This window comes from Micromonospora sp. Utrum1 (genome assembly GCF_057197805.1).
This window is the reverse complement of the sequence record NZ_CM170071.1, coordinates 2,939,866-2,958,725: the sequence shown is the minus strand read 5'-3', so window position 1 is coordinate 2,958,725 and position 18,860 is coordinate 2,939,866. Positions and strand designations below refer to the sequence as shown.

The following is an 18,860-nucleotide window of genomic DNA, read 5'->3' as shown; positions in this document are numbered from 1 at the left end:
TGGTTTGATGATAGTGGGCCGGGTACGCGTGCCCGTCCTGTCTGCCGTCACACGGGGTGAGAAGCCATGCGCAAGCGGGTAGTCACGGAGCCGGCCCGAGACCGGGGGCCGGCGATCCTCGCACCGGCCCGGTTCGGCGGTTATCCCGGCCCGGTCCGGGAGGCGACGAAGGGCGACACCCTCTGGCGGCTGCTGCGCACGACCGACGCGAAGCTCATCGGCCTGCTGTACCTGCTCACGTCGTTCCTGTTCTTCCTGATCGGCGGCGTGCTGGCACTGGTGATCCGCGCGGAGTTGGGCCAGCCGGGAATGCAGATCGTCTCCCCCGAGCAGTACAACCAGCTGTTCACCATGCACGGCACGATCATGCTGCTGCTGTTCGCCACGCCACTGGTCTTCGCCTTCGGCAACTACATCGTCCCGCTCCAGATCGGCGCACCCGACGTCTCGTTCCCCCGGCTCAACGCCCTGGCCTACTGGCTGTACCTGTTCGGCGGGTCGATGGTGCTGGGCAGCTTCGCCACCCCGGGGGGCGCGGCCGACTTCGGCTGGTTCGCGTACACGCCGTTGAGCACGGGGCAGCACAGCCCGGGAGTCGGCGGGAACCTGTGGGTGGTCGGCCTCGTGGTCTCCGGCCTGGGCACCATCCTCGGCGCGGTCAACATGATCACGACCATCATCACCCTGCGCGCGCCGGGCATGACGATGTTCCGGATGCCGATCTTCACCTGGAACCTGCTGCTCACCAGCCTCCTGGTGATCTTCGTGTTCCCGCTGCTCGCCGCCGCGCTCCTGGCGCTGGGCTCGGACCGGATCCTGCACTCGCACGTCTTCGACGCCACCACCGGCGGGCCGATGCTCTGGCAGCACCTGTTCTGGTTCTTCGGCCACCCCGAGGTCTACATCGTGGCGCTGCCGTTCTTCGGCATCATCACCGAGATCGTCCCGGTCTTCTCCCGGAAGCCGATCTTCGGCTACACCGGTCTGGTGCTCGCCACGATCTCGATCACCGTGCTGTCGATGACCGTCTGGGCGCACCACATGTTCGTCACCGGGCAGGTGCTGCTGCCGTTCTTCAGCATCCTGAGCTATCTCATCGCGGTGCCCACCGGGGTGAAGTTCTTCAACTGGATCGGCACCATGTGGAAGGGCCAGATCACCTTCGAGACGCCGATGCTCTTCGCGGTCGGCTTCCTGGTGACCTTCCTGTTCGGTGGCCTGACCGGTGTGCTGCTGGCCAGCCCGCCGGCCGACTTCCACGTCTCCGACACGTACTTCGTGGTGGCGCACTTCCACTACGTGCTCTTCGGCACCATCGTGTTCGCGGCCTTCGGCGGCGTCTACTTCTGGTTCCCGAAGATGACCGGGCGGCTGCTCGACGAGCGACTGGGCAAGATCCACTTCTGGACCATGTTCACCGGCTTCCACATGACGTTCCTGGTGCAGCACTGGCTGGGCGCCGAGGGCATGCCCCGCCGGTACGCCGACTACCTGCCCGGAGACGGCTTCACGGTGCTGAACGAGGTCTCCACCATCGGGTCGTTCATCCTCGGCGCGTCCACCCTGTTCTTCATCTACAACGCCTGGAAGTCCTGGCGATACGGCGCCATGGTGACCGTCGACGACCCGTGGGGATACGGCAACTCCCTGGAGTGGGCCACCACCTGCCCGCCGCCGCTGCGCAACTTCGACCGGATGCCGCGGATCCGCTCCGAGCGGCCCGCCTTCGACCTGAAGTACGGCCCGCTGGTTTCCGACCTGGGCCGCGACCTGCCGCAGCGCACCACCAAACCCCCGCAGCACTTCATGGAGGAGCTGCACCACGAGCGGCACGTCCCGGAGTCGCCGGCCGCCGAGGGCGCGCACGGCGCACGCGAGGCCGTCGAGTACCAGCCCGCACCGCAGTCCGGCGCCCGGCCGATCGACGTGCCGGAGCCGGAGGAGGTGCGCCGGCCCAGCTTCGACGAGACCGACGAGCCGGAGGAAACCCAGCTGGGCCCGCAGCGCAGCAAGCCGTCCCACCCCCGCTGGGAGCACCCCCGCGGGCCCGGGGACACCGAGGAGAACTGAGCAGGACCACCCAAGGAGGGCCGGCGCCGTCGGGCGCCGGCCCTCCTTGTCACGTACGGGTCAGTCGGCGGCGGGCAGGCCGGCCGCGGCGAGCGAGCGGCGCACCGCGGGCTGCACCCGGGTCAGCCGCAGCGGCACCCCGGTGCGGGCGGCGGCGTCCCGGCCGGCCATCAGCGCGGCGATCCCGCCGGCGTCGAAGCCGCCCGCGCCCACCAGGTCGACCACCACCTCGCTGGGCTGCCCGGTGACCGCCTCCAGCATGGCCTTGCGAAGCTGGTTGGCGCCGTCCCGGTCGACCTCTCCCCCGACCTCGACGACCACCCGGTCGCCGTTCTGCTTCACGGAAATCCTCGCCTTGGCCGGCTCCGACTCGGCCGCGCCGTTCTGCCAGGGTGGCGGGGCGTCGGCGAGCATCGCCTGACGCAGCCAGGTCAGCGCCCGGGACAGCAGCCGGGACACGTGCATCTGCGAGATGCCGAACCGGGCCGCGATCTCGGCCTGGGTCTGGTTGCCGTAGAAGCGCATGGCGAGGATCCGCCGCTCACGCCAGGGCAGCCGGTGCAGCAGGCCGCTGACCGTGACCCGGTCGTCGACCGACTCCAGGGCGTTGTCCGACTCGCCGACCAGGTCGCCGAACTCGGCGGAACTCTCGCCGCCGACCGGCGCGTTGAGCGACGCCGGGCTGTAGCCGGCAGCCGACTCCAGGGCGGCCAGGATCTCCTCCTCCGGCGTCTCCAGCCGCTCGGCCAGCTCGTGGACCGTGGGCGCCCGGGACAGCTCGCTGGTCAGCGCCGCGGTCGCCTGCCCGACCTCCAGGATCAGGTCGCGCAGCCGGCGCGGCACGTGCACACCCCAGGTGCGGTCCCGGAAGTGCCGTTTGATCTCGCCGACGATGGTGATCGCGGCGTACGCGGTGAATGAGCCGCGCTCCGGGTCGTACCGGTCGACGGCGTTGACCAGGCCGAGACGGGCCACCTGCTCCAGGTCCTCCAGCGGTTCCCCGCGGCCCCGGTAGCGGCGGGCCAGCCGGCCGGCGAAGGGCAACGCGAAGCGGACCAGGTCGTCCCGCGCCTCCTGCCGCCGCTCCGGTGGCAGGCCGGCGATCCGTGCCGCGTACGCCAGCGCCGCCGCGTCGAGGTCCTCCAGGCCCCGTTCGGTGGGTGGTGGTGTGGGTGTGGTGGTCTGTCCGAACATCCGCGCCTCCCTCAGGAAGGTCCCCCGCCCGGATCGGAACCGGTCGTGCGCGTGGTTGGGCCACGCCGGGCCGGAAGTTGGGTTACGTGACGGAACGTCGGAAGCGGCGGCCGCCCGCCGCACGGCGTCGTGGGCCGTTCCGCGGCGAGCGGTGTTCCCGCTCCGTAGGTACTCAATCACGGACCGCAGGATCGCGAGGATGTTTCGCCAGGTTGGTCGGCGACCCGCCGACGGCCGGCCTCAGGAGAGCAGCAACCCCTGGTGGGCGCCCGCGTCGCGCAGGGCGGCGAGGGCCTCGGCCATCCGCAGCGGCGGCGGCACCGGGAGGTCGTACGGCTGGTTGCGCAACACCTCCGTGGCACGCCGGGTGGGAACCGCGGTGACCGGGTAGCCGCGCGCCGAGCCCCGATCCAGGGCGCGCCGGCGCCGCCCGAATCCGGCCACCGCGAGCCACTGCGGCAGCCCCGCGAGGGCCGGCGAGCGGACCCCGGGCGGCTCGGGCAGCACGTCCACCGAGCTGAACGGCTCGCTGCCGGCGAGCCACCACTCCACCCCCTGCACCCGCCGCCGCGTCGCGTTCTCGCACCAGTAGGGCACCAGCCCGGCCCGGATCACCTGCCACGGGTCTAGCAGCCGGCCGCACTCGACCACCAGGCGGTCGCCGGTCTTCCCGGCCCGGCGCAGCCAGCGGCGGTAGAGGTCGGCGGTCGCGGCGCTCAGCGCGTCCGGCTGGGGGACGACGACCCGGTGCAGCGGATGCCCGTGCCGGCCGCCCCACTCCCGGGCGTCGTGCTCGAAACCGGACTCCACGCCGTTCTCGGCGAACGCCGCCGGGGAGGTGACGTCCGGAGGCGTCCAGCGCGCCCCGTCGCCGCCGGCCGAGCGGAGCACCTGGCGCAGCGCGTGCGCGTCCGGGTGGAAGTCGACCGGGTCGAGCCCGCTCGCCGGGGAGCCGACCTGGAAGCTGTGCCCGCTCCCCTCGTCCCGCACCGGCCAGGTGCGCGCGTCGTGCAGCAGCAGCACCGGCGCGCCGGGCTCCAGCCCTTCGCTGAGGAACCGGGCGTACGCCGCGGGCAGCGCCCGCCACCGCAGCGCGAGCGCCACCGTGGCGCCCGCCGAGGCGCCCCGGCTGGCCGGGCAGTGCACCTGCCGGACGTGCACGCGCGGGTTGCCGGCGAGCAGCCGGCCGGCGAGCGCGGCCCCGTGGTCCAGCGCAGCGTCCGGGCGGTCCACCGCGCCCGGGGTCCAGTGCGCGGACACTTCGAACGCGGCGGGCAGCCAGGGCACCCCGAGCGCCACCGCCAGGTGCGCCGCCGCGCCGTGCGGCGAGCCGAGCACCGCCCCGGGCCAGCGGCGGGCCGGGTACTGGCCGACGAACCACCCGGCCACCCGCTCGGCGTCCACCTCGGCCACCTGGGCGGGGGTAAGCGCGGCCCGGCCGGCGGCCCGCGCCGCGGCGGCGCGGCGCACCGGCTCCGGGGCCCCGGTGAAGCGGGACAGCGGGCCCGGGTGGCCGAGGTCGCCGCAGTCGTCGCCGCGCAGCGCCCGCGCCGTCACCGCGACCAGCAGCCTGGCGGCGCTGCCCACGGCGACCACCCGGTCCCCGGTCGACCCCACGGGCACCTTGCGCACCGGCTCCCCCTTCCCTCGTTCGCTCACCACGCGGCCCGGCTTCCCGTCCCTCTGGGGTCTAAACGGGGCATCCCCCCACGGGTCGGACCAATCAGCGGGCGGGCGGCGGCACCACGCGGGGCACGCACCGCACCCAGGCACGTCGTTCCGCCGTGCCCCGCCGTCCCGGGTCGAACCGGCACTTCCGCGCGCGGCCGACGACGACAAAATCAATCTTGGAGAGCTGCCGTTCCGCTCGAACGGCAACTCTCCAAGATCGCAAACGCCGGCTTCGATCCGTTAGACGAGGTCCTCCGCCTCCACGGCGCCCTCGGCCTCCAGCACCCGCTCCCGCACCCGCCGGGCCGCGTCCCCGTCGGCGAACAGCCCACGCAGGTCGGCCAGGGCCGGCTCGGGCGGGTTCAGCGGCACGGCCGGGTCGACCACGGCCTCGAACACGCTGGGCCGGTCCGCGGCGAGCACCTCGTCCCAGGCGGGACCGACCAGGTCGGGGCGGTCCACCCGCACCCCGTGCAGGCCGAGCAGCCGGGCCCAGCCGGCGTACGGCACGTCGGGCCGCCGGTCGGCGAACGCGCCGGGCGGTCGTCCGCCACCCGTCCCGGACTGGTCGCGGTTGTTCAGCACCAGCACCACCAGCCGGGGATCCCGCCACTCCTGCCAGTGGTGCGCCACCGTGATCAGCTCAGCCAGCCCGTTGAGCTGCATGGCCCCGTCGCCGAGCAGCGCGATCACCGGCTCGTCCGGGCGGGCCAGCTTGGCCGCCACGGCGTACGGCAGGGCGCAGCCCATCGAGCCGAGCGTGCCGCAGAGCTGCGCCCGGACGCCGGTGGGCAGTTCCAGGTGCCGGGCGTACCAGTAGATGACCGAGCCGACGTCCACCGCGACGGAGCCGCGGCGCGGCAGCCGGGCGGAGAGTTCCTGGAGCACGAGCTGTGGGTTGAGCGGCTCCGCCGGGGCAGCGGCCCGCTCGGCGGCGGCCTCCCGCCACCGGTCGACCGAGCTCTCCACCACACCGCGCCACTGCGGGTTGGGCCGGTCCGGCACCCGGCCCAGCAGCGCGCGCAGCGTCTCGGCGGCGTCGCCGACCAGCGGCACGTCCACGGTATAACGGGTGCCGATGCGCCGGCCATCGATGTCGATCTGGATGGTGCGGACCTGGCCCGGCATCGGGAACCAGTCGGTCCACGGGTCGTTGGTGCCGACCAGCAGCAGGGTGTCACAGCCCCCCATGAGCTGGGCGGCGGCGGTGGTGCCGACCTCGCCGAGCACGCCCGTGTGGAAGGGCAGCCGCTCGTCGAGCACCGGCTTGCCCAGCAGCGAGGTGGCCACGCCCGCGTCGAGCCGGTCGGCGAGGGCCATGACCTCCTCGGCCGCGCCGTGCGCGCCCTGGCCGACCAGGATCGCCAGCCGCTGACCGGTGCCGAGCAGCGCGGCGGCAGCGTCCAGATCGGCGTCGTGCGGCAGCACCCGGGCCAGCGGCTCGCCCGGGGTCGCCGACATCACACCGGCGACCTGCGGCTGCAGGTCCGGGACGGCCGCCACCTGGAGGGCGCGCGGCAGCACCACGCAGGTCGGGCTGCGGGTCGCCGCGGCGGTGCGGAACGCCTGGTCCAGCAGGCCCGGCACCTGGTCCGGCGTGCGGCCGTAGCGGACGAACTGGTTGCAGACGTCGCCGAAGAGCCGGCTCAGCCCGATCTCCTCGTGCGCCCCGCCGAGCGGGCCGGTGACGTCCTCGCCGACGATCGCCACCACCGGTTTGCTGTCCAGCTTGGCGTCGTAGAGGCCGTTGAGCAGGTGCACCGCGCTCGGCCCCTGGGTGGCCAGGCAGACCCCGATCTCGCCGGTGAACTTGGCGTGCCCGGTGGCCATGAACGCGGCGGTCTCCTCGTGTCGGGCGGGGACGAAATCCGGGTCCCCGCCCGCGGCGTCCAGCGCGGCGACCAGCGGGGCGATCGCCGCCCCCGGGTAGCCGAAGGCCCGAGGCACTCGCCAGGCCCGCAGCCGTTCGACGACCAGGTCCGCCACCGTACGGTCAGCCATTGCCCCGCCCGGGCGTGCTGGCGTCGACGTAGCGCAGCACGGCGCCGACCCCGTCGGTGAGTTCCGGCGCCTCCTCCGGCGCGAGCACGGTCAGCTCGGCGTCGGTGCCGATCAGCGCGCGCAGCAGCGCGGCGTCCGCGCGTACCTTCTGCGGGTCGGCCACCGACATGTCCGCCAACTGCTGTGGGTCGGTGGCGATCTCGGTCGGTTCGGGCCCGATCCAGAGCTTGCCGTTGGCGGAGGCGTCGTCGACGATCAGCATCGTGTCGACCTGGTTCCGTTGCAGGGCGGAAACCACCGCGTCCAGGCCGGCGCCGACGTCCTCCTGCACGCCGAAGCGGTCGAGCGCGGCGGCGATCCGCTGGTCGGCGACCTCGGCGATGGTCTGCACGGTGATGTCGTCCATCAGGGTGTCGTCGGCGCCGATGTAGTCGCGGGAGCCGGCGTCGGTGCGGACCAGCACGTCCTGCCAGCGCTCCGGCAGCTGGGCGGCGATCATCCCCGTCGCCCGGATGTCCCCGGCCACCACCACCACGTCCGCGCCGACCCGGTCGGCCAGCTCGGCGGTGGCCGCGGCGGCGTCACCGGCGTTGTGGTGCCACGCCTCCATGGCGGCCCGCTGGTAGCGGGACTGCGACCAGCCGCCCGGCTGCACCCGGCGCAGCTGCCAGCTCTCCCGCCCCGTCACCCTCGCCCGGCGCGGCACCCCGCCGGCGCTGACCGCGACGACGTCCGCCCCGGTCCGGTCGGCCAGCACCCGCACCCAGGCGATCTGCTCGCCGCGCTGGGCGACCAGCGGCATCGTGTGCGGCAGCGCGGACCAGCTCGCCAGATCGCGCAGCGGCGGCGCGGATAGGTACTCGGTGAGCACCACCCGCCCCCGGTTGGCGAAGACCGCGATGCCGTAGTCGCCGGGCATCGGATCGTGCCGGCGGACCACCTCCTCGACCGCCTCGACGGTCGCCTGGTCGGCGCCCTGCCCGATCAGGTTTCCCTTGAGCGCGCGCCAGCGCAGGTCGACCTGCGGACGCGCGTCGTGGGTGTCCCGGGAGGCGTCCAGGTAGACCGAACACCAGGGCCCGGGACGGTCGTAGAGCGGGCGCAGGAAGGACAGCTGCATGCTCGACCCCTTTCCAGCTCGGACGCACGCATACCCGCGCGACCCCGGATGTCACCTTCCGGGGCGGGCCGTGACCGGCGTTCATTCACGTCGTTCAACCCGAGGAATCGATACCATCAGTGAACGGAACGGAACTCTCGGTGGTGAACATGGACGCGGAGCTGCACATCCGGCGCGCCGTCCACCCGGCGGAACGGATCGTCACCGGCCGGTTGGTCCGCCTCATGGAGGGCTACGCCCGCGAGGTGCGGGTGGGGCAGCCGGTCCTGGTCGCGGTGCTGACCGCGGCGGGCGTGGTGGGGTTGCTGCTGAGGGTGGTGCGCGCCCTGCTCAGCCGTGGCGGCGGGGGCGCCCGGCGCAGCTTCAAGGAGCTGAAGCAGGGGCCCGAGTTCCTGGTCACCCCGGTCCGGGTGCGCGACGCGGCCGGCCGGCTGGTGGAGGTGGAGCTGCACGGCCACCTGCCGCAGAGCGCCCTGCACCCCGGCGACCACGTGCAGCTCACCCTGCGCCCGCAGCGCGACGCCGACCTGCCGCCCCGGATCGAGCGGATCGTCAACCTGACTACCGGCCAGCTGCTGACCCCGCGTACCGCGACGGTCTGGTCGCACCTGGGGCCGGCGCTGCTGCTGCAGGCGATGCTCGGGGTGCTGCTGGTGGCGGGCGTCGCCGCCTGCTCCGCGCTCCGCTAAAGGTTTCCGCTGCCGCCGCCCGGGGCACCGCCTCGCTCATGTTCCCCGGATTCACCCTGGCGGAGATCGACCTCGGCTCGGTGCGACTGCGGGTCCGGCACGGCGGCTCCGGGCCGCCGGTGGTGCTGCTGCACGGGCACCCGCGTACGCACGCCACCTGGCACCGGGTCGCGCCGCTGCTCGCCGCCCGGCACACCGTGATCTGCCCCGACCTGCGCGGCTACGGCGGCTCGTCGAAGCCGCCGAGCGACCCGGCGCACACGGTCTACTCGAAGCGGGCGATGGCCGGCGACGTGGTGGCGCTGCTCGACGCGCTCGGCCACCCTCGGGCGGCGGTCGTCGGCCACGACCGGGGGTCGTACGTGGCCATGCGCACCGCGCTGGACCACCCGGACCGGGTGACCCGGCTCGGCGTGCTGGACGGGGTGCCGATCGGCGAGGCGCTGGCCCGCTGCGACGCCCGGTTCGCGGCCCGCTGGTGGCACTGGTTCTTCCTCGGCCAGCTCGCCAAGCCGGCCGAGCGGGTGATCAACGCCGATCCGGACGCCTGGTACGGCGGCTCGCCGGAGGCGATGGGCGCGGAGGCGTACGCCGACTACCGCCGGGCCATCCACGACCCGGCCACGGTGCACGCGATGTGCGAGGACTACCGGGCCGGGCTGGGCCCGGACCGGGCGGCGGACGACGCGGACCGGGCCGCCGGCCGGCGGATCGGCTGTCCGGTGCTCTTCGCCTGGTCCGAGCGGGACGACATGGTCGAGCTGTACGGCGACCCGGCGGCGATCTGGCGCGACTGGGCGGACGACGTGCGGGCGGCCTCGATCCCCTCCGGCCACCACATGGCCGAGGAGGCGCCCGGGGAGCTGGCGGGCCTGCTCAGCGACTTCCTGGCCGGGTGACCCGGCGGTCAGCCGACCGGGGTGAGGGGGCGGTCGGTGGGGGCCGGGGCGGCCAGGAGGCCGCGGCGGCGCGCCCAGCGCTCGAAGAGCACCGTGGCGAACGGCGGCACGGCGCAGGCCAGCGCGATCGCGGTGTGCCACAGCGACCAGCGCCGCTGCCGGGCCACCACCAGCACGAGCAGCCCGTACGCCACGAAGAGCGCGCCGTGGACCGGGCCGAACACGTGCACGCCGATCTCGTTGCGCGGCGGCCCGTACTTGACGGCCATGCCGGCCAGCAGGGCGGCCCAGGAGCAGGCCTCGGCGATCGCCGCTGCCACGAACAGCCGGATGGTGGTCTCGCGCATCCGGCCATGGTAGCCAGCCGCACCCACCGAACCGGCCGGGACACTGTGCGGCGCGACAGGGATCACCGGCGGGAGAGCTGGGTAGTAATGGGTCCCCCGGCTCTTTCCCCGCGCCGCCGTGACGTGCGAGGTTAGGGGGACCAACGGTGACAGGGTGGTGACCATGGGCGAGGACGTCGGCGTGCGCACCTTCAGCCGGGAGGACCGGGCCCGCTACCGCGACAAGGTGCGGCGCTGCTTGGACGTGTTCGCCGAGATGCTGCGCGAGTCCCGCTTCGACGTGGAGCGGCCGATGACCGGGCTGGAGATCGAGCTGAATCTGGTCGACGGCGACTCCCAGCCGGCCATGCGCAACGCCGACGTGCTGGAGGCGATCGCCGATCCCAGCTTCCAGACCGAGCTGGGCCAGTTCAACATCGAGATCAATGTGGCCCCGCGCCGGCTCACCGGCACCGGCACGGCGCAGTTCGAGGAGCACGTCCGGGCCAGCCTCAACGCCGCCGAGGAGAAGGCCCGCACGGTCGGCGCGCACATGGTGATGATCGGCATCCTGCCGACCCTGCGCCCGGAGCACCTGACCGCCGCCACGCTCTCGGCAAACCCCCGCTACGCCCTGCTCAACGAGCAGATCTTCGCCGCCCGGGGCGAGGACCTGCGGATCTCGATCAGCGGGGTGGAGCGGCTGGCCACCACCGCGGACACCATCACCCCCGAGGCGGCCTGCACCAGCACCCAGTTCCACCTCCAGGTCAGCCCGGCCCAGTTCGCCGACTACTGGAACGCCGCCCAGGCGATCGCCGGCATCCAGGTCGCGCTCGGCGCGAACTCGCCGCTGCTGTTCGGCCGCGAGCTGTGGCGGGAGACCCGGGTCCCGCTGTTCCAGCAGGCCACCGACACCCGCGCCGAGGAGATCAAGGCCCAGGGGGTACGCCCCCGGGTCTGGTTCGGGGAACGCTGGATCACCAGCGTGTTCGACCTGTTCGAGGAGAACGTGCGCTACTTCCCGGCACTGCTGCCGGTCTGCGACCCGGAGGACCCGGCGGAGACCCTGGCCGCCGGCGGCGTGCCGAAGCTCGCCGAACTCCGGCTGCACAACGGCACCGTCTACCGCTGGAACCGCCCGGTCTACGACGTGCTGAAGGGGCGCCCGCACCTGCGGGTGGAGAACCGGGTGCTGCCCGCCGGGCCGACCGTGCTGGACACCGTCGCCAACGGCGCCTTCTACTTCGGTCTGGTCCGCGCCCTCGCCGAGTCGGACCGGCCGCTCTGGTCGCAGATGTCGTTCAGCGCGGCCGAGGAGAACTTCACCAACTGCGCCCGGCACGGCATCGACGCCCAGGTGTTCTGGCCCGGGCTGGGCTACCTGCCGGTGACCGAGCTGGTGCTGCGCCGGCTGCTGCCGCTGGCCCACCACGGGCTCGACCGGTGGGGCCTCGACCCCGCCGAGCGGGACCGGCTGCTCGACATCGTCGAGCAGCGCTGCCTGACCGGCCGCAACGGCGCCACCTGGCAGGTGGAGACGCTGCACCGGCTGGAGTCCGCCGACCACCTGGACCGGCCGGAGGCGCTGCGCGAGGTGGTCCGCCACTACGTCGATCTGATGCACAGCAACCGGCCCGTCCACGAGTGGCCGCTGCCCTGACCTTCCCGGCTCAGAGCGGGGACGGGTCGTCGCGCAGCCGGCTGTAGAGCCAGCCGTCGCGCCAGGCGCCGGCGCGGAACTCGCAGGCCCGGACGATCCCTTCCAGCTGGAAGCCCGCCTTCTCCAGCGATCGCTGCTCGGCGACGTTCTCCGGGTGGGTGCCGGCCTGGATCCGCTGCGCCGGGGTGTGCGCGAACAGGTAGTCGCAGAGCAGCGCCTGCGCCCGCCAGCCGATGCCCCGGCCACGCCACTCGGGCAGCAGGGCGATGCCGATCTCCCAGTAGGGCGCGCGCCCGCCGTAGATGCCTGACCCGTAGCTCACCAAACCGGCGGCGGCCCCCTCGGGCTCGATCTGGACGATCAGCCGGCCGTCCCGCTCGCCCAGCCAGCCGTCCTCGGCGTACCGGCGGGCGGGCGCACCCGGGTCCCGGAAGCCGGCCCAGTCCGGCCCGATCAGGCCCGGCTCGGTGGCGAACCGGCGGAACATCGCCAGGTCCGGCTCGGCGACCGGGCGCAGCCGGACGGTGCCGCCGCCCGCCCCGTGCGCGATGCCGGTGGGCGCCGCCGGTGGGTCGGCCTCATCCATGCCCGGCACGCTAGCGGCCCGGCGCGAGCGCCGCTGCCCCGGCACGCTCGGCGCGGCGGGCACAGCGATCGGCGAAGGAGTGAGCACGGGGGAAGAAGCCGCGCGGATGGCCCGCGCCGAGGATGGGAATGGTCATCGATCCGCAGGGTCGATGCCCGGCGGCGCCGTGGCCGGGTGCCCCGGCACCGTCGGTCGGTCCCCACCGTCGTTGACGTCGCGTTCACGTTCCTCTAGTGGGACGTCCGGCTGCTCGCCCGCCGCGAGATCATTCCCTGGTACCCGACGGCCCCCTGGGCCTGACCGGGCGGTGCGGGACCGGGCCGGCCGGCCCGGTCCCGCGCCAACGTCAGAGCGCCACGATCGCGGCAGACTCCGGCGGCAGTTCGATCCCGTCGCGCATCACGGTGACCCCCTCGGAGGTGGCGAGCAGCACCCGGCGCACCACGCCGGGCAGGTTGATCCGCTGCGGCTTGCCGGCCAGGTTCGCCACCACCAGGCAGCCGCCGCGCCGCATCAGCAGGAACTGGTCGCCGTGGCGCACCTCGACGTGGCTGAGCCGCGGGTCGGACAGGTCGGGGCGGCGCTTGCGCAGCGCGATCAGCCGCCGGTAGAAGTCGTACATCTCCCGGTGCTCGGGCTTGTCCAACTCGGCCCAGTCGAGCCGGGACTGGACGAAGGTCTGCGGATCCTGCGGGTCGGGCACCTCTCCCGGTGGCCAGCCGTGCGCGGCGAACTCCCGCCGGCGACCGGCCGCCACCGCGGTGGCCAGTTCCGGCTCCGGGTGGCTGGTGAAGAACTGCCACGGGGTGCTGGCCGCCCACTCCTCCCCCATGAACAGCATCGGGGTGAAGGGCGCGGTCATCAGCAGCGTGGCGCCGACGCGCAGCAGCCCGGCGGAGAGCGTGGCGGAGATCCGGTCGCCGGTGGCCCGGTTGCCGATCTGGTCGTGGTTCTGCAGGTACGCCACGAACCGGTGCCCCGGCGTGCGCTGCCGGTCGACGGGGCGGCCGTGGCTGCGGTTGCGGAAGCTGGACCAGGTGCCGGCGTGGAAGAAGGCGGCGGTCAGCACGTCGGTGAGGCACTCCAGCGAACCGAAGTCGCCGTAGTAGCCCTGCCGTTCCCCGGTGAGCAGGGTGTGCAGCGCGTGGTGGGCGTCGTCGTTCCACTGGGCGTGCAGGCCGTACCCGCCGGCTTCCCGCGGGGTGATCAGCTTCGGGTCGTTGAGGTCGCTCTCGGCGATCAGCGACAGCGGCCGGCCCAGGTGCGTGGAGAGCGCCTCCACCTCGGCCGCCACCTCCTCGAGGAAGTGGGTGGCCCGGGAGTCGGGCATGGCGTGTACGGCGTCCAGCCGCAGCCCGTCGACGTGGTAGTCGCGCAGCCACATCAGCACGCTGTCGACGATGTAGCGGCGCACCCCGTCGGAGTGCGGCCCGTCCAGGTTGACGGTGCGGCCCCAGGTGTTGCTCTGCTCGGTGAGGTACGGCGCGAAGCGCGGCGCGTAGGCCCCGGAGGGCCCGAAATGGTTGTAGACGACGTCGAGGATCACCCCCAGCCCCTTGGCGTGTGCGGCGTCGACGAAGCGCTTGAGCCCGTCCGGCCCCCCGTACGGCTCGTGCGGCGCGTACCAGCAGACCCCGTCGTAGCCCCAGTTGTGCTCGCCGTTGAAGGCGTTGACCGGGAGCAGCTCTACCAGGTCGACGCCGAGGTCGACCAGGTGGTCGAGGCGGCCGATCGCCGCGTCGAAGGTGCCCTCCGGGGTGAAGGTGCCGATGTGCAGCTCGTAGAGGACGCTGCCGGGCAACTGCTGCCCGGTCCAGCCCTGGTCGGTCCAGTCGAAGGCGGCGTGGGCGTAGCGCCGGCTCGGCCCGTGCACGCCCTGCGGCTGCCAGGCGGACCGGGGGTCGGGCAGGGCCCGCTCGTCGTCGTCGAGGAGGAACGCGTAGTCGGTGCCGGGTCCGGCGCCGGGCACCTCGACCCGCCACCAGCCCTCCGGGCCGGGACGCATGTCGTGGTCGGCGACGCCGGGCAGGCGCAGCCGCACCCGGGCGGCTTCGGGCGCCCACACCGTGAACTCGGTCATGCGGCAGCCTCCACGGAGTCGGTGGGAGCGAGGAGGGCGACGGGATAGGTGCTCAGCAGATCGTGCATCAGCAGCTCAGCCCCACTGTAGACCCGACCGGTGAACACGTCCGTAACACTGTTGCCGGAAATCGCCAGCGTCGTGTCGCCCCAGCCGCCGGTGCGGGCCAGCCGCAGCGGCAGCCGGGTGGCCACCGCGATCGCGCCGCCTCGGTCGAAGGCCACCGCGTGCGGGCCGGCCGGCCCTCGCGCCGGCACCGGCCGGTAGCCGGTGAACAGCTCCGGGTGGGCCCGGCGCAGCCGCAGGGTGCGGGAGACCACGAGCAGCTTGGCCGCGCCGTCGGCGGCCACCGCCGGCCGCCAGCCGGCGTCGAGCCGGGTCAGCAACTCCCGGCGTACGGCGAAGTCGACCGGGCGGCGGTTGTCCGGGTCGACCAGGCAGTTCTCCCACAGCTCGGTGCCCTGGTAGGTGTCCGGCACGCCGGGCATGGCGAGCTGGACCAGCTTCTGCCCGAGCGAGTTGGACCAGCCGGCCGGGGTGATCTCGTCGGCGAACGCGGTGAGCTGGGCGTGCAGCTCCGGGTCGTCGTACATCCGGTCGACCAGGGCGTGCAGCTCGTGCTCGAACCCGGGGTCGGGGTCGGCCCAGCTGGTCGACACCGACGCCTCGCGGGCGGCCTTCTCCGCGTACCCGTGCAGCCGTTCCCGGTCGATGGGCCAGGCCCCGACGGCGGTCTGCCAGAGCAGGTGGGCCAGCGCCGGATCGGCCAGCGGTGCGTGGGACATCCAGTCGGCCACCCGCTCGGCCCAGCGCCCGGGCAGCTCGGACAGGACCGCGAGGCGGGCACGGACGTCCTCGCCGCGCTTGGTGTCGTGGGTGGAGAGCGTGGTCATGCTCGCCGGCCAGCGGACCTGCCGGGCGGCGGCGAAGCGGTGGAACTCGGCCGGCGGCACGCCGAAGTGGGCGGGGCTGCCGCCCACCTCGTTGAGCGCCACGAACCGGCTCCACCGGTAGTAGGCGGTGTCCTCGACCCCCTTGGCCATCACCGCGCCGGAGAGCTGCGGGAAGCGGGCGGCCAGCTCGTGGTCGGGGTCGCGGAGCCGGGCGGTGACCGCGTCCAGGACGGCGGTCAGGTCGGGGCGGCGGCGGCCGGCCTCGGAGCGGGCGGCGGCGAGGTGCCGGGCGCCCTCCGGCGGGTAGCCGCGGTAGACCGGGAAACAGGCGGCCAGCTCGGCGAGGGCCGCCCGGACCTGCTCGCCGGGCAGCTCGGGGACGAGCGCGGCGAGCCGGCTCAGCTCGGCGGCGAGCAGCCGGGTGGCCGCGGCCAGCTTGGTGTCGTGGGTGAGGTCCTCCCAGGAGGTGTGCCGCCCGGTGAGCCGGCCGTCCAGCGCCGTGAAGTCCGCCTCGGCCTCCGGGTCGACGAAGAGCCCGCCGGCCGCGGGCAGGGCGTCGTAGCCGGTGGTGCCGTCGACCGGCCAGTCCGGCAGCTCCTCGCCGTACTCCAGGATCTTCTCCACCACCAGCCAGGCGCCGGGCGCGGCGGCGCGCAGCCGGGCCAGGTAGCCCGCGGGGTCGCGGAGCCCGTCCGGGTGGTCGACCCGGATGCCGTCGAGGTCGCCGGCGTCGGCCCAGCGCAGGATCTCCGCGTGGGTGGCGCGGAAGACCTCCGGGTCCTCCACCCGCAGCCCGGCCAGGTCGGACACGGCGAAGAACCGGCGGTACGTCAGCTCGGTGTCGCCGCGCCGCCAGTTGACCAGCTCGTAGTGCTGCCGGTCGTGCACCTCGCGGGGTGTCCCGTCCCCGGTGCCGTCGGCGATCGGGAAGCGGTGCTCGTGGTAGCGCAGCTCCCCGTCGACCACCTTGAGGTCGTCGAGGGCGTCGGGGCTGTCGGCGAGCACCGGGAGCAGCAGCCGGCCCCGATTCCAGTCGATGTCGAACCAGTCCGCGTACGCCGAGGCCCGGCCCCGGCGCAGCACGTCCCACCAGGCCGGGTTGGCCGCCGGCCGGGCCACCCCGGCGTGGTTGGGGACGATGTCCACGACCAGGCCGAGCCCGGCCGCGCGCAGTGCCCGGATCAGGCGCTGCCGGCCGCCCTCGCCGCCGAGTTCCGGGTTGACCGCGCGGTGGTCGACCACGTCGTAGCCGTGCTGGGAGCCGGGGGTGGCGGTGAGCAGGGGCGCGCTGTAGAGGTGGGTGACCCCGAGGTCGGCCAGGTAGCCGGCGAGGCCGGCGGTGGCGTCGAGGTCGAAGCCGGGGCGGACCTGGACGCGGTAGGTCGACCCCACCCGCGTCGTCGTCGCCGTCGTGTCATCGGGGTGGGGGGTGTCGGGCATGGGTCAGGCCGTCCTCTCCAGGACCAGCAGCGAGCGGTCGGGGACGCAGACGCTCCCGCCCGCCTCGACCGTCAGGCTCTTCTCCGGATCCGGGTCCGCGGTGCTGATGACCAGCTCCCACCGCTGCCCGAACTCGGCCGGCGGCAGGGTGAAGTCCAGCGGCGCGTCGTGCGCGTTGAACAGCAGCAGGAAGGAGTCGTCCCGGTGGCGCTGGCCGTACTGGCCGCGTTCCGGGATGCCCTCGCCGTTGACGAACAGGGCCACCGAGCGGCCGAAGTCGTTGCCCCAGTCCTCGCCGGTCATCTCCCGGCCGTCCGGGGTGTACCAGGCCAGGTCGGGCAGGGCGGTGCCGGCGGCCCGGCCGCCGACCGGCAGCCCGGTGAAGAAACGCCGCCGCTGGAACACCCGGTGCCGCATCCGGAACTCGGTGAGCCGCTGGACGAACCCGACCAGGTCCTCGTCGGCCCGCTCCCAGTCGACCCAGGCCAGCTCGCTGTCCTGGCAGTAGGCGTTGTTGTTGCCGCGCTGGGTGCGGCCCAACTCGTCGCCGTGGCCGATCATCGGCACGCCCTGGCTGAGGATCAGGGTGGCCAGGAAGTTGCGCCGCTGCCGGGCGCGCAGGGCGAGCACGCCGGGGTCGTCGGTCTCCCCCTCGACGCCGCAGTTCCAGGAGCGGTTGTGGCTCTCCCCGTCCCGGTTCTCCTCGCTGTTGGCCTCGTTGTGCTTGTCGTTGTAGGAGACCAGGTCGTTGAGGGTGAACCCGTCGTGGCAGGTGACGAAGTTGATGCTGTGGAACGGGCGGCGCCCGTCGTCCTGGTAGAGGTCGGCGGAGCCGGAGATCCGGGAGGCGAACTCGGCCAGGGTGGCCGGCTCGCCGCGCCAGAAGTCCCGCACGGTGTCCCGGTACTTGCCGTTCCACTCGCTCCACTGCGGCGGGAAGTTGCCCACCTGGTAGCCGCCCGGGCCCACGTCCCACGGTTCGGCGATCAGCTTGACCCGGCCGACCACCGGGTCCTGCTGCACCACCTCGAAGAAGGTGGAGAGGCGGTCCACCTCGTAGAACTCCCGGGCCAGGGTGGCCGCGAGGTCGAAGCGGAAGCCGTCGACGTGCATCTCGGTGACCCAGTAGCGCAACGAATCCATGATCAGCTGGAGCGAGTGCGGGCTGCGCACGTTGAGGCTGTTGCCGGTGCCGGTGTAGTCGACGAAGTAGCGGCGGTCGGACTCCGAGAGCCGGTAGTAGCTCGGGGTGTCGATGCCCTTGAAGCTCAGCGACGGCCCGAGGTGGTTGCCCTCGGCGGTGTGGTTGTAGACCACGTCGAGGATCACCTCGATGCCGGCCGCGTGCAGCGCCTTGACCATGCCGCGGAACTCCTGCACCTGCTGGCCGAGCCGGCCCAGCGCCGAGTAGCCGTGGTGCGGGGCGAAGAAGCCGATGGTGTTGTAGCCCCAGTAGTTGCGCAGCCCCAGGTCGGCCAGGCGGTGGTCGTGCACGAACTCGTGCACCGGCATCAGCTCGACCGCGGTCACCCCGAGCCGCTTGAAGTAGTCGATCATCACGGGCGAGGCGATCGCCGCGTACGTGCCGCGCAGTTCCTCGGGGATGTCGGGGTGGCGCATGGTCAGCCCGCGCACGTGCGCCTCGTAGATCACCGAGTGGTGGTAGGGCGTGCGCGGCGGCCGGTCGTTGCCCCAGTCGAAGTACGGGTTCACCACCACCGACTTCGGCATGAACGGCGCCGAGTCGGTGTCGTTCCGCCGGTCCGGGTCGCCGCCCACCTCGTAGTCGTAGACGGCCGGGTCCCAGCGGACCTCCCCGTCGACCGCCTTGGCGTACGGGTCCAGGAGCAGCTTGTGCGGGTTGCCGCGCAGCCCGTTGGCCGGGTCCCACGGCCCGTGCACCCGGTAGCCGTAGCGCTGGCCGGGCTCGATGCCGGGCAGGTAGGCGTGCCAGACGTAGGCGTCGACCTCGCGCAGCTCGACCCGGAGCTCGGCGCCGGTGTCCCACTCGTCGAACAGGCAGAGCTCGATCTTCTCCGCCACCTCCGAGAAGATCGCGAAGTTGGTCCCCATCCCGTCGTAGGTGGCGCCGAGGGGGTAGCTCTCGCCCGGCCAGACCTGCATGTCGCTCCTTCGGCCCATGATCACGAGCGCACCGGACGGGCGGACCGCCGGTGCGCACGCCGCTAATGCCCCGCCACACGCTCCGCCAATCCACCCGTTCGGAC

13 protein-coding genes are annotated in these 18,860 nt (G+C 73.5%); 4 read left to right on the top strand and 9 right to left on the bottom strand.

The genetic code is table 11. The annotated features are described in order from the left end of the window. Positions 1–66 precede the first annotated feature (66 nt). Positions 67–2,070, top strand: coding sequence for an aa3-type cytochrome oxidase subunit I (gene ctaD / locus AC0OLQ_RS14025; RefSeq protein ID WP_484531669.1), 2,004 nt, complete (start codon positions 67–69; stop codon positions 2,068–2,070). Between the two features lie 60 nt (positions 2,071–2,130). Here the strand turns inward: ctaD and AC0OLQ_RS14020 are convergent, their stop codons facing one another. The 4 genes from AC0OLQ_RS14020 to AC0OLQ_RS14005 all read right to left on the bottom strand — a co-directional run bounded on the left by AC0OLQ_RS14020 (position 2,131) and on the right by AC0OLQ_RS14005 (position 8,056). Then, positions 2,131–3,264: a SigB/SigF/SigG family RNA polymerase sigma factor gene (locus tag AC0OLQ_RS14020; protein WP_484531668.1), complete on the bottom strand. Its 1,134-nt coding sequence runs from the start codon at positions 3,262–3,264 to the stop codon at positions 2,131–2,133. Between the two features lie 240 nt (positions 3,265–3,504). Beyond that, positions 3,505–4,896 (bottom strand): hypothetical protein, encoded by a 1,392-nt coding sequence (locus AC0OLQ_RS14015; RefSeq protein WP_484531667.1) that lies wholly within the window; start codon positions 4,894–4,896, stop codon positions 3,505–3,507. A 279-nt stretch (positions 4,897–5,175) separates the two neighbouring features. Then, on the bottom strand, positions 5,176–6,936 hold the full coding sequence (locus AC0OLQ_RS14010) for a thiamine pyrophosphate-binding protein (protein ID WP_484531666.1): 1,761 nt from the start codon (positions 6,934–6,936) through the stop codon (positions 5,176–5,178). Then, positions 6,929–8,056 (bottom strand): baeRF2 domain-containing protein, encoded by a 1,128-nt coding sequence (locus AC0OLQ_RS14005; protein ID WP_357336529.1) that lies wholly within the window; start codon positions 8,054–8,056, stop codon positions 6,929–6,931. The genes AC0OLQ_RS14010 and AC0OLQ_RS14005 overlap by 8 nt, the downstream gene beginning before the upstream one ends. 140 nt (positions 8,057–8,196) lie before the next feature. Here AC0OLQ_RS14005 and AC0OLQ_RS14000 point away from each other — a divergent pair, with 140 nt between their 5' ends. Together AC0OLQ_RS14000 and AC0OLQ_RS13995 are read left to right on the top strand one after the other, a co-directional pair. Continuing rightward, on the top strand, positions 8,197–8,745 hold the full coding sequence (locus AC0OLQ_RS14000) for a hypothetical protein (protein WP_484532344.1): 549 nt from the start codon (positions 8,197–8,199) through the stop codon (positions 8,743–8,745). A gap of 38 nt (positions 8,746–8,783) precedes the next feature. Further along, positions 8,784–9,644, top strand: a complete 861-nt coding sequence (locus tag AC0OLQ_RS13995; protein WP_484531665.1) for an alpha/beta fold hydrolase — start codon at positions 8,784–8,786, stop codon at positions 9,642–9,644. A gap of 8 nt (positions 9,645–9,652) precedes the next feature. Here AC0OLQ_RS13995 and AC0OLQ_RS13990 read toward each other — a convergent pair whose 3' ends face one another. Next, the gene (locus tag AC0OLQ_RS13990; protein ID WP_484531664.1) at positions 9,653–9,991 is read right to left on the bottom strand and encodes a DUF3817 domain-containing protein; all 339 of its coding nucleotides are present in this window, start codon (positions 9,989–9,991) and stop codon (positions 9,653–9,655) included. Positions 9,992–10,154: 163 nt separating this feature from the next. Here AC0OLQ_RS13990 and AC0OLQ_RS13985 point away from each other — a divergent pair, with 163 nt between their 5' ends. Further along, positions 10,155–11,633, top strand: coding sequence for a glutamate-cysteine ligase family protein (locus AC0OLQ_RS13985; RefSeq protein WP_357336522.1), 1,479 nt, complete (start codon positions 10,155–10,157; stop codon positions 11,631–11,633). Between the two features lie 10 nt (positions 11,634–11,643). Here the strand turns inward: AC0OLQ_RS13985 and AC0OLQ_RS13980 are convergent, their stop codons facing one another. The 4 genes from AC0OLQ_RS13980 to glgX all read right to left on the bottom strand — a co-directional run bounded on the left by AC0OLQ_RS13980 (position 11,644) and on the right by glgX (position 18,756). Next, complete coding sequence (locus AC0OLQ_RS13980) at positions 11,644–12,219, bottom strand: GNAT family N-acetyltransferase (RefSeq protein WP_484531663.1); 576 nt, start codon at positions 12,217–12,219, stop codon at positions 11,644–11,646. Positions 12,220–12,565: 346 nt separating this feature from the next. Then, positions 12,566–14,299 (bottom strand): malto-oligosyltrehalose trehalohydrolase, encoded by a 1,734-nt coding sequence (gene treZ / locus AC0OLQ_RS13975; protein ID WP_484531662.1) that lies wholly within the window; start codon positions 14,297–14,299, stop codon positions 12,566–12,568. Then, on the bottom strand, positions 14,296–16,632 hold the full coding sequence (gene treY, locus AC0OLQ_RS13970) for a malto-oligosyltrehalose synthase (RefSeq protein WP_484531661.1): 2,337 nt from the start codon (positions 16,630–16,632) through the stop codon (positions 14,296–14,298). The genes treZ and treY overlap by 4 nt, the downstream gene beginning before the upstream one ends. 3 nt (positions 16,633–16,635) lie before the next feature. Beyond that, complete coding sequence (gene glgX / locus AC0OLQ_RS13965; protein WP_484531660.1) at positions 16,636–18,756, bottom strand: glycogen debranching protein GlgX; 2,121 nt, start codon at positions 18,754–18,756, stop codon at positions 16,636–16,638. Positions 18,757–18,860: the final 104 nt, after the last annotated feature.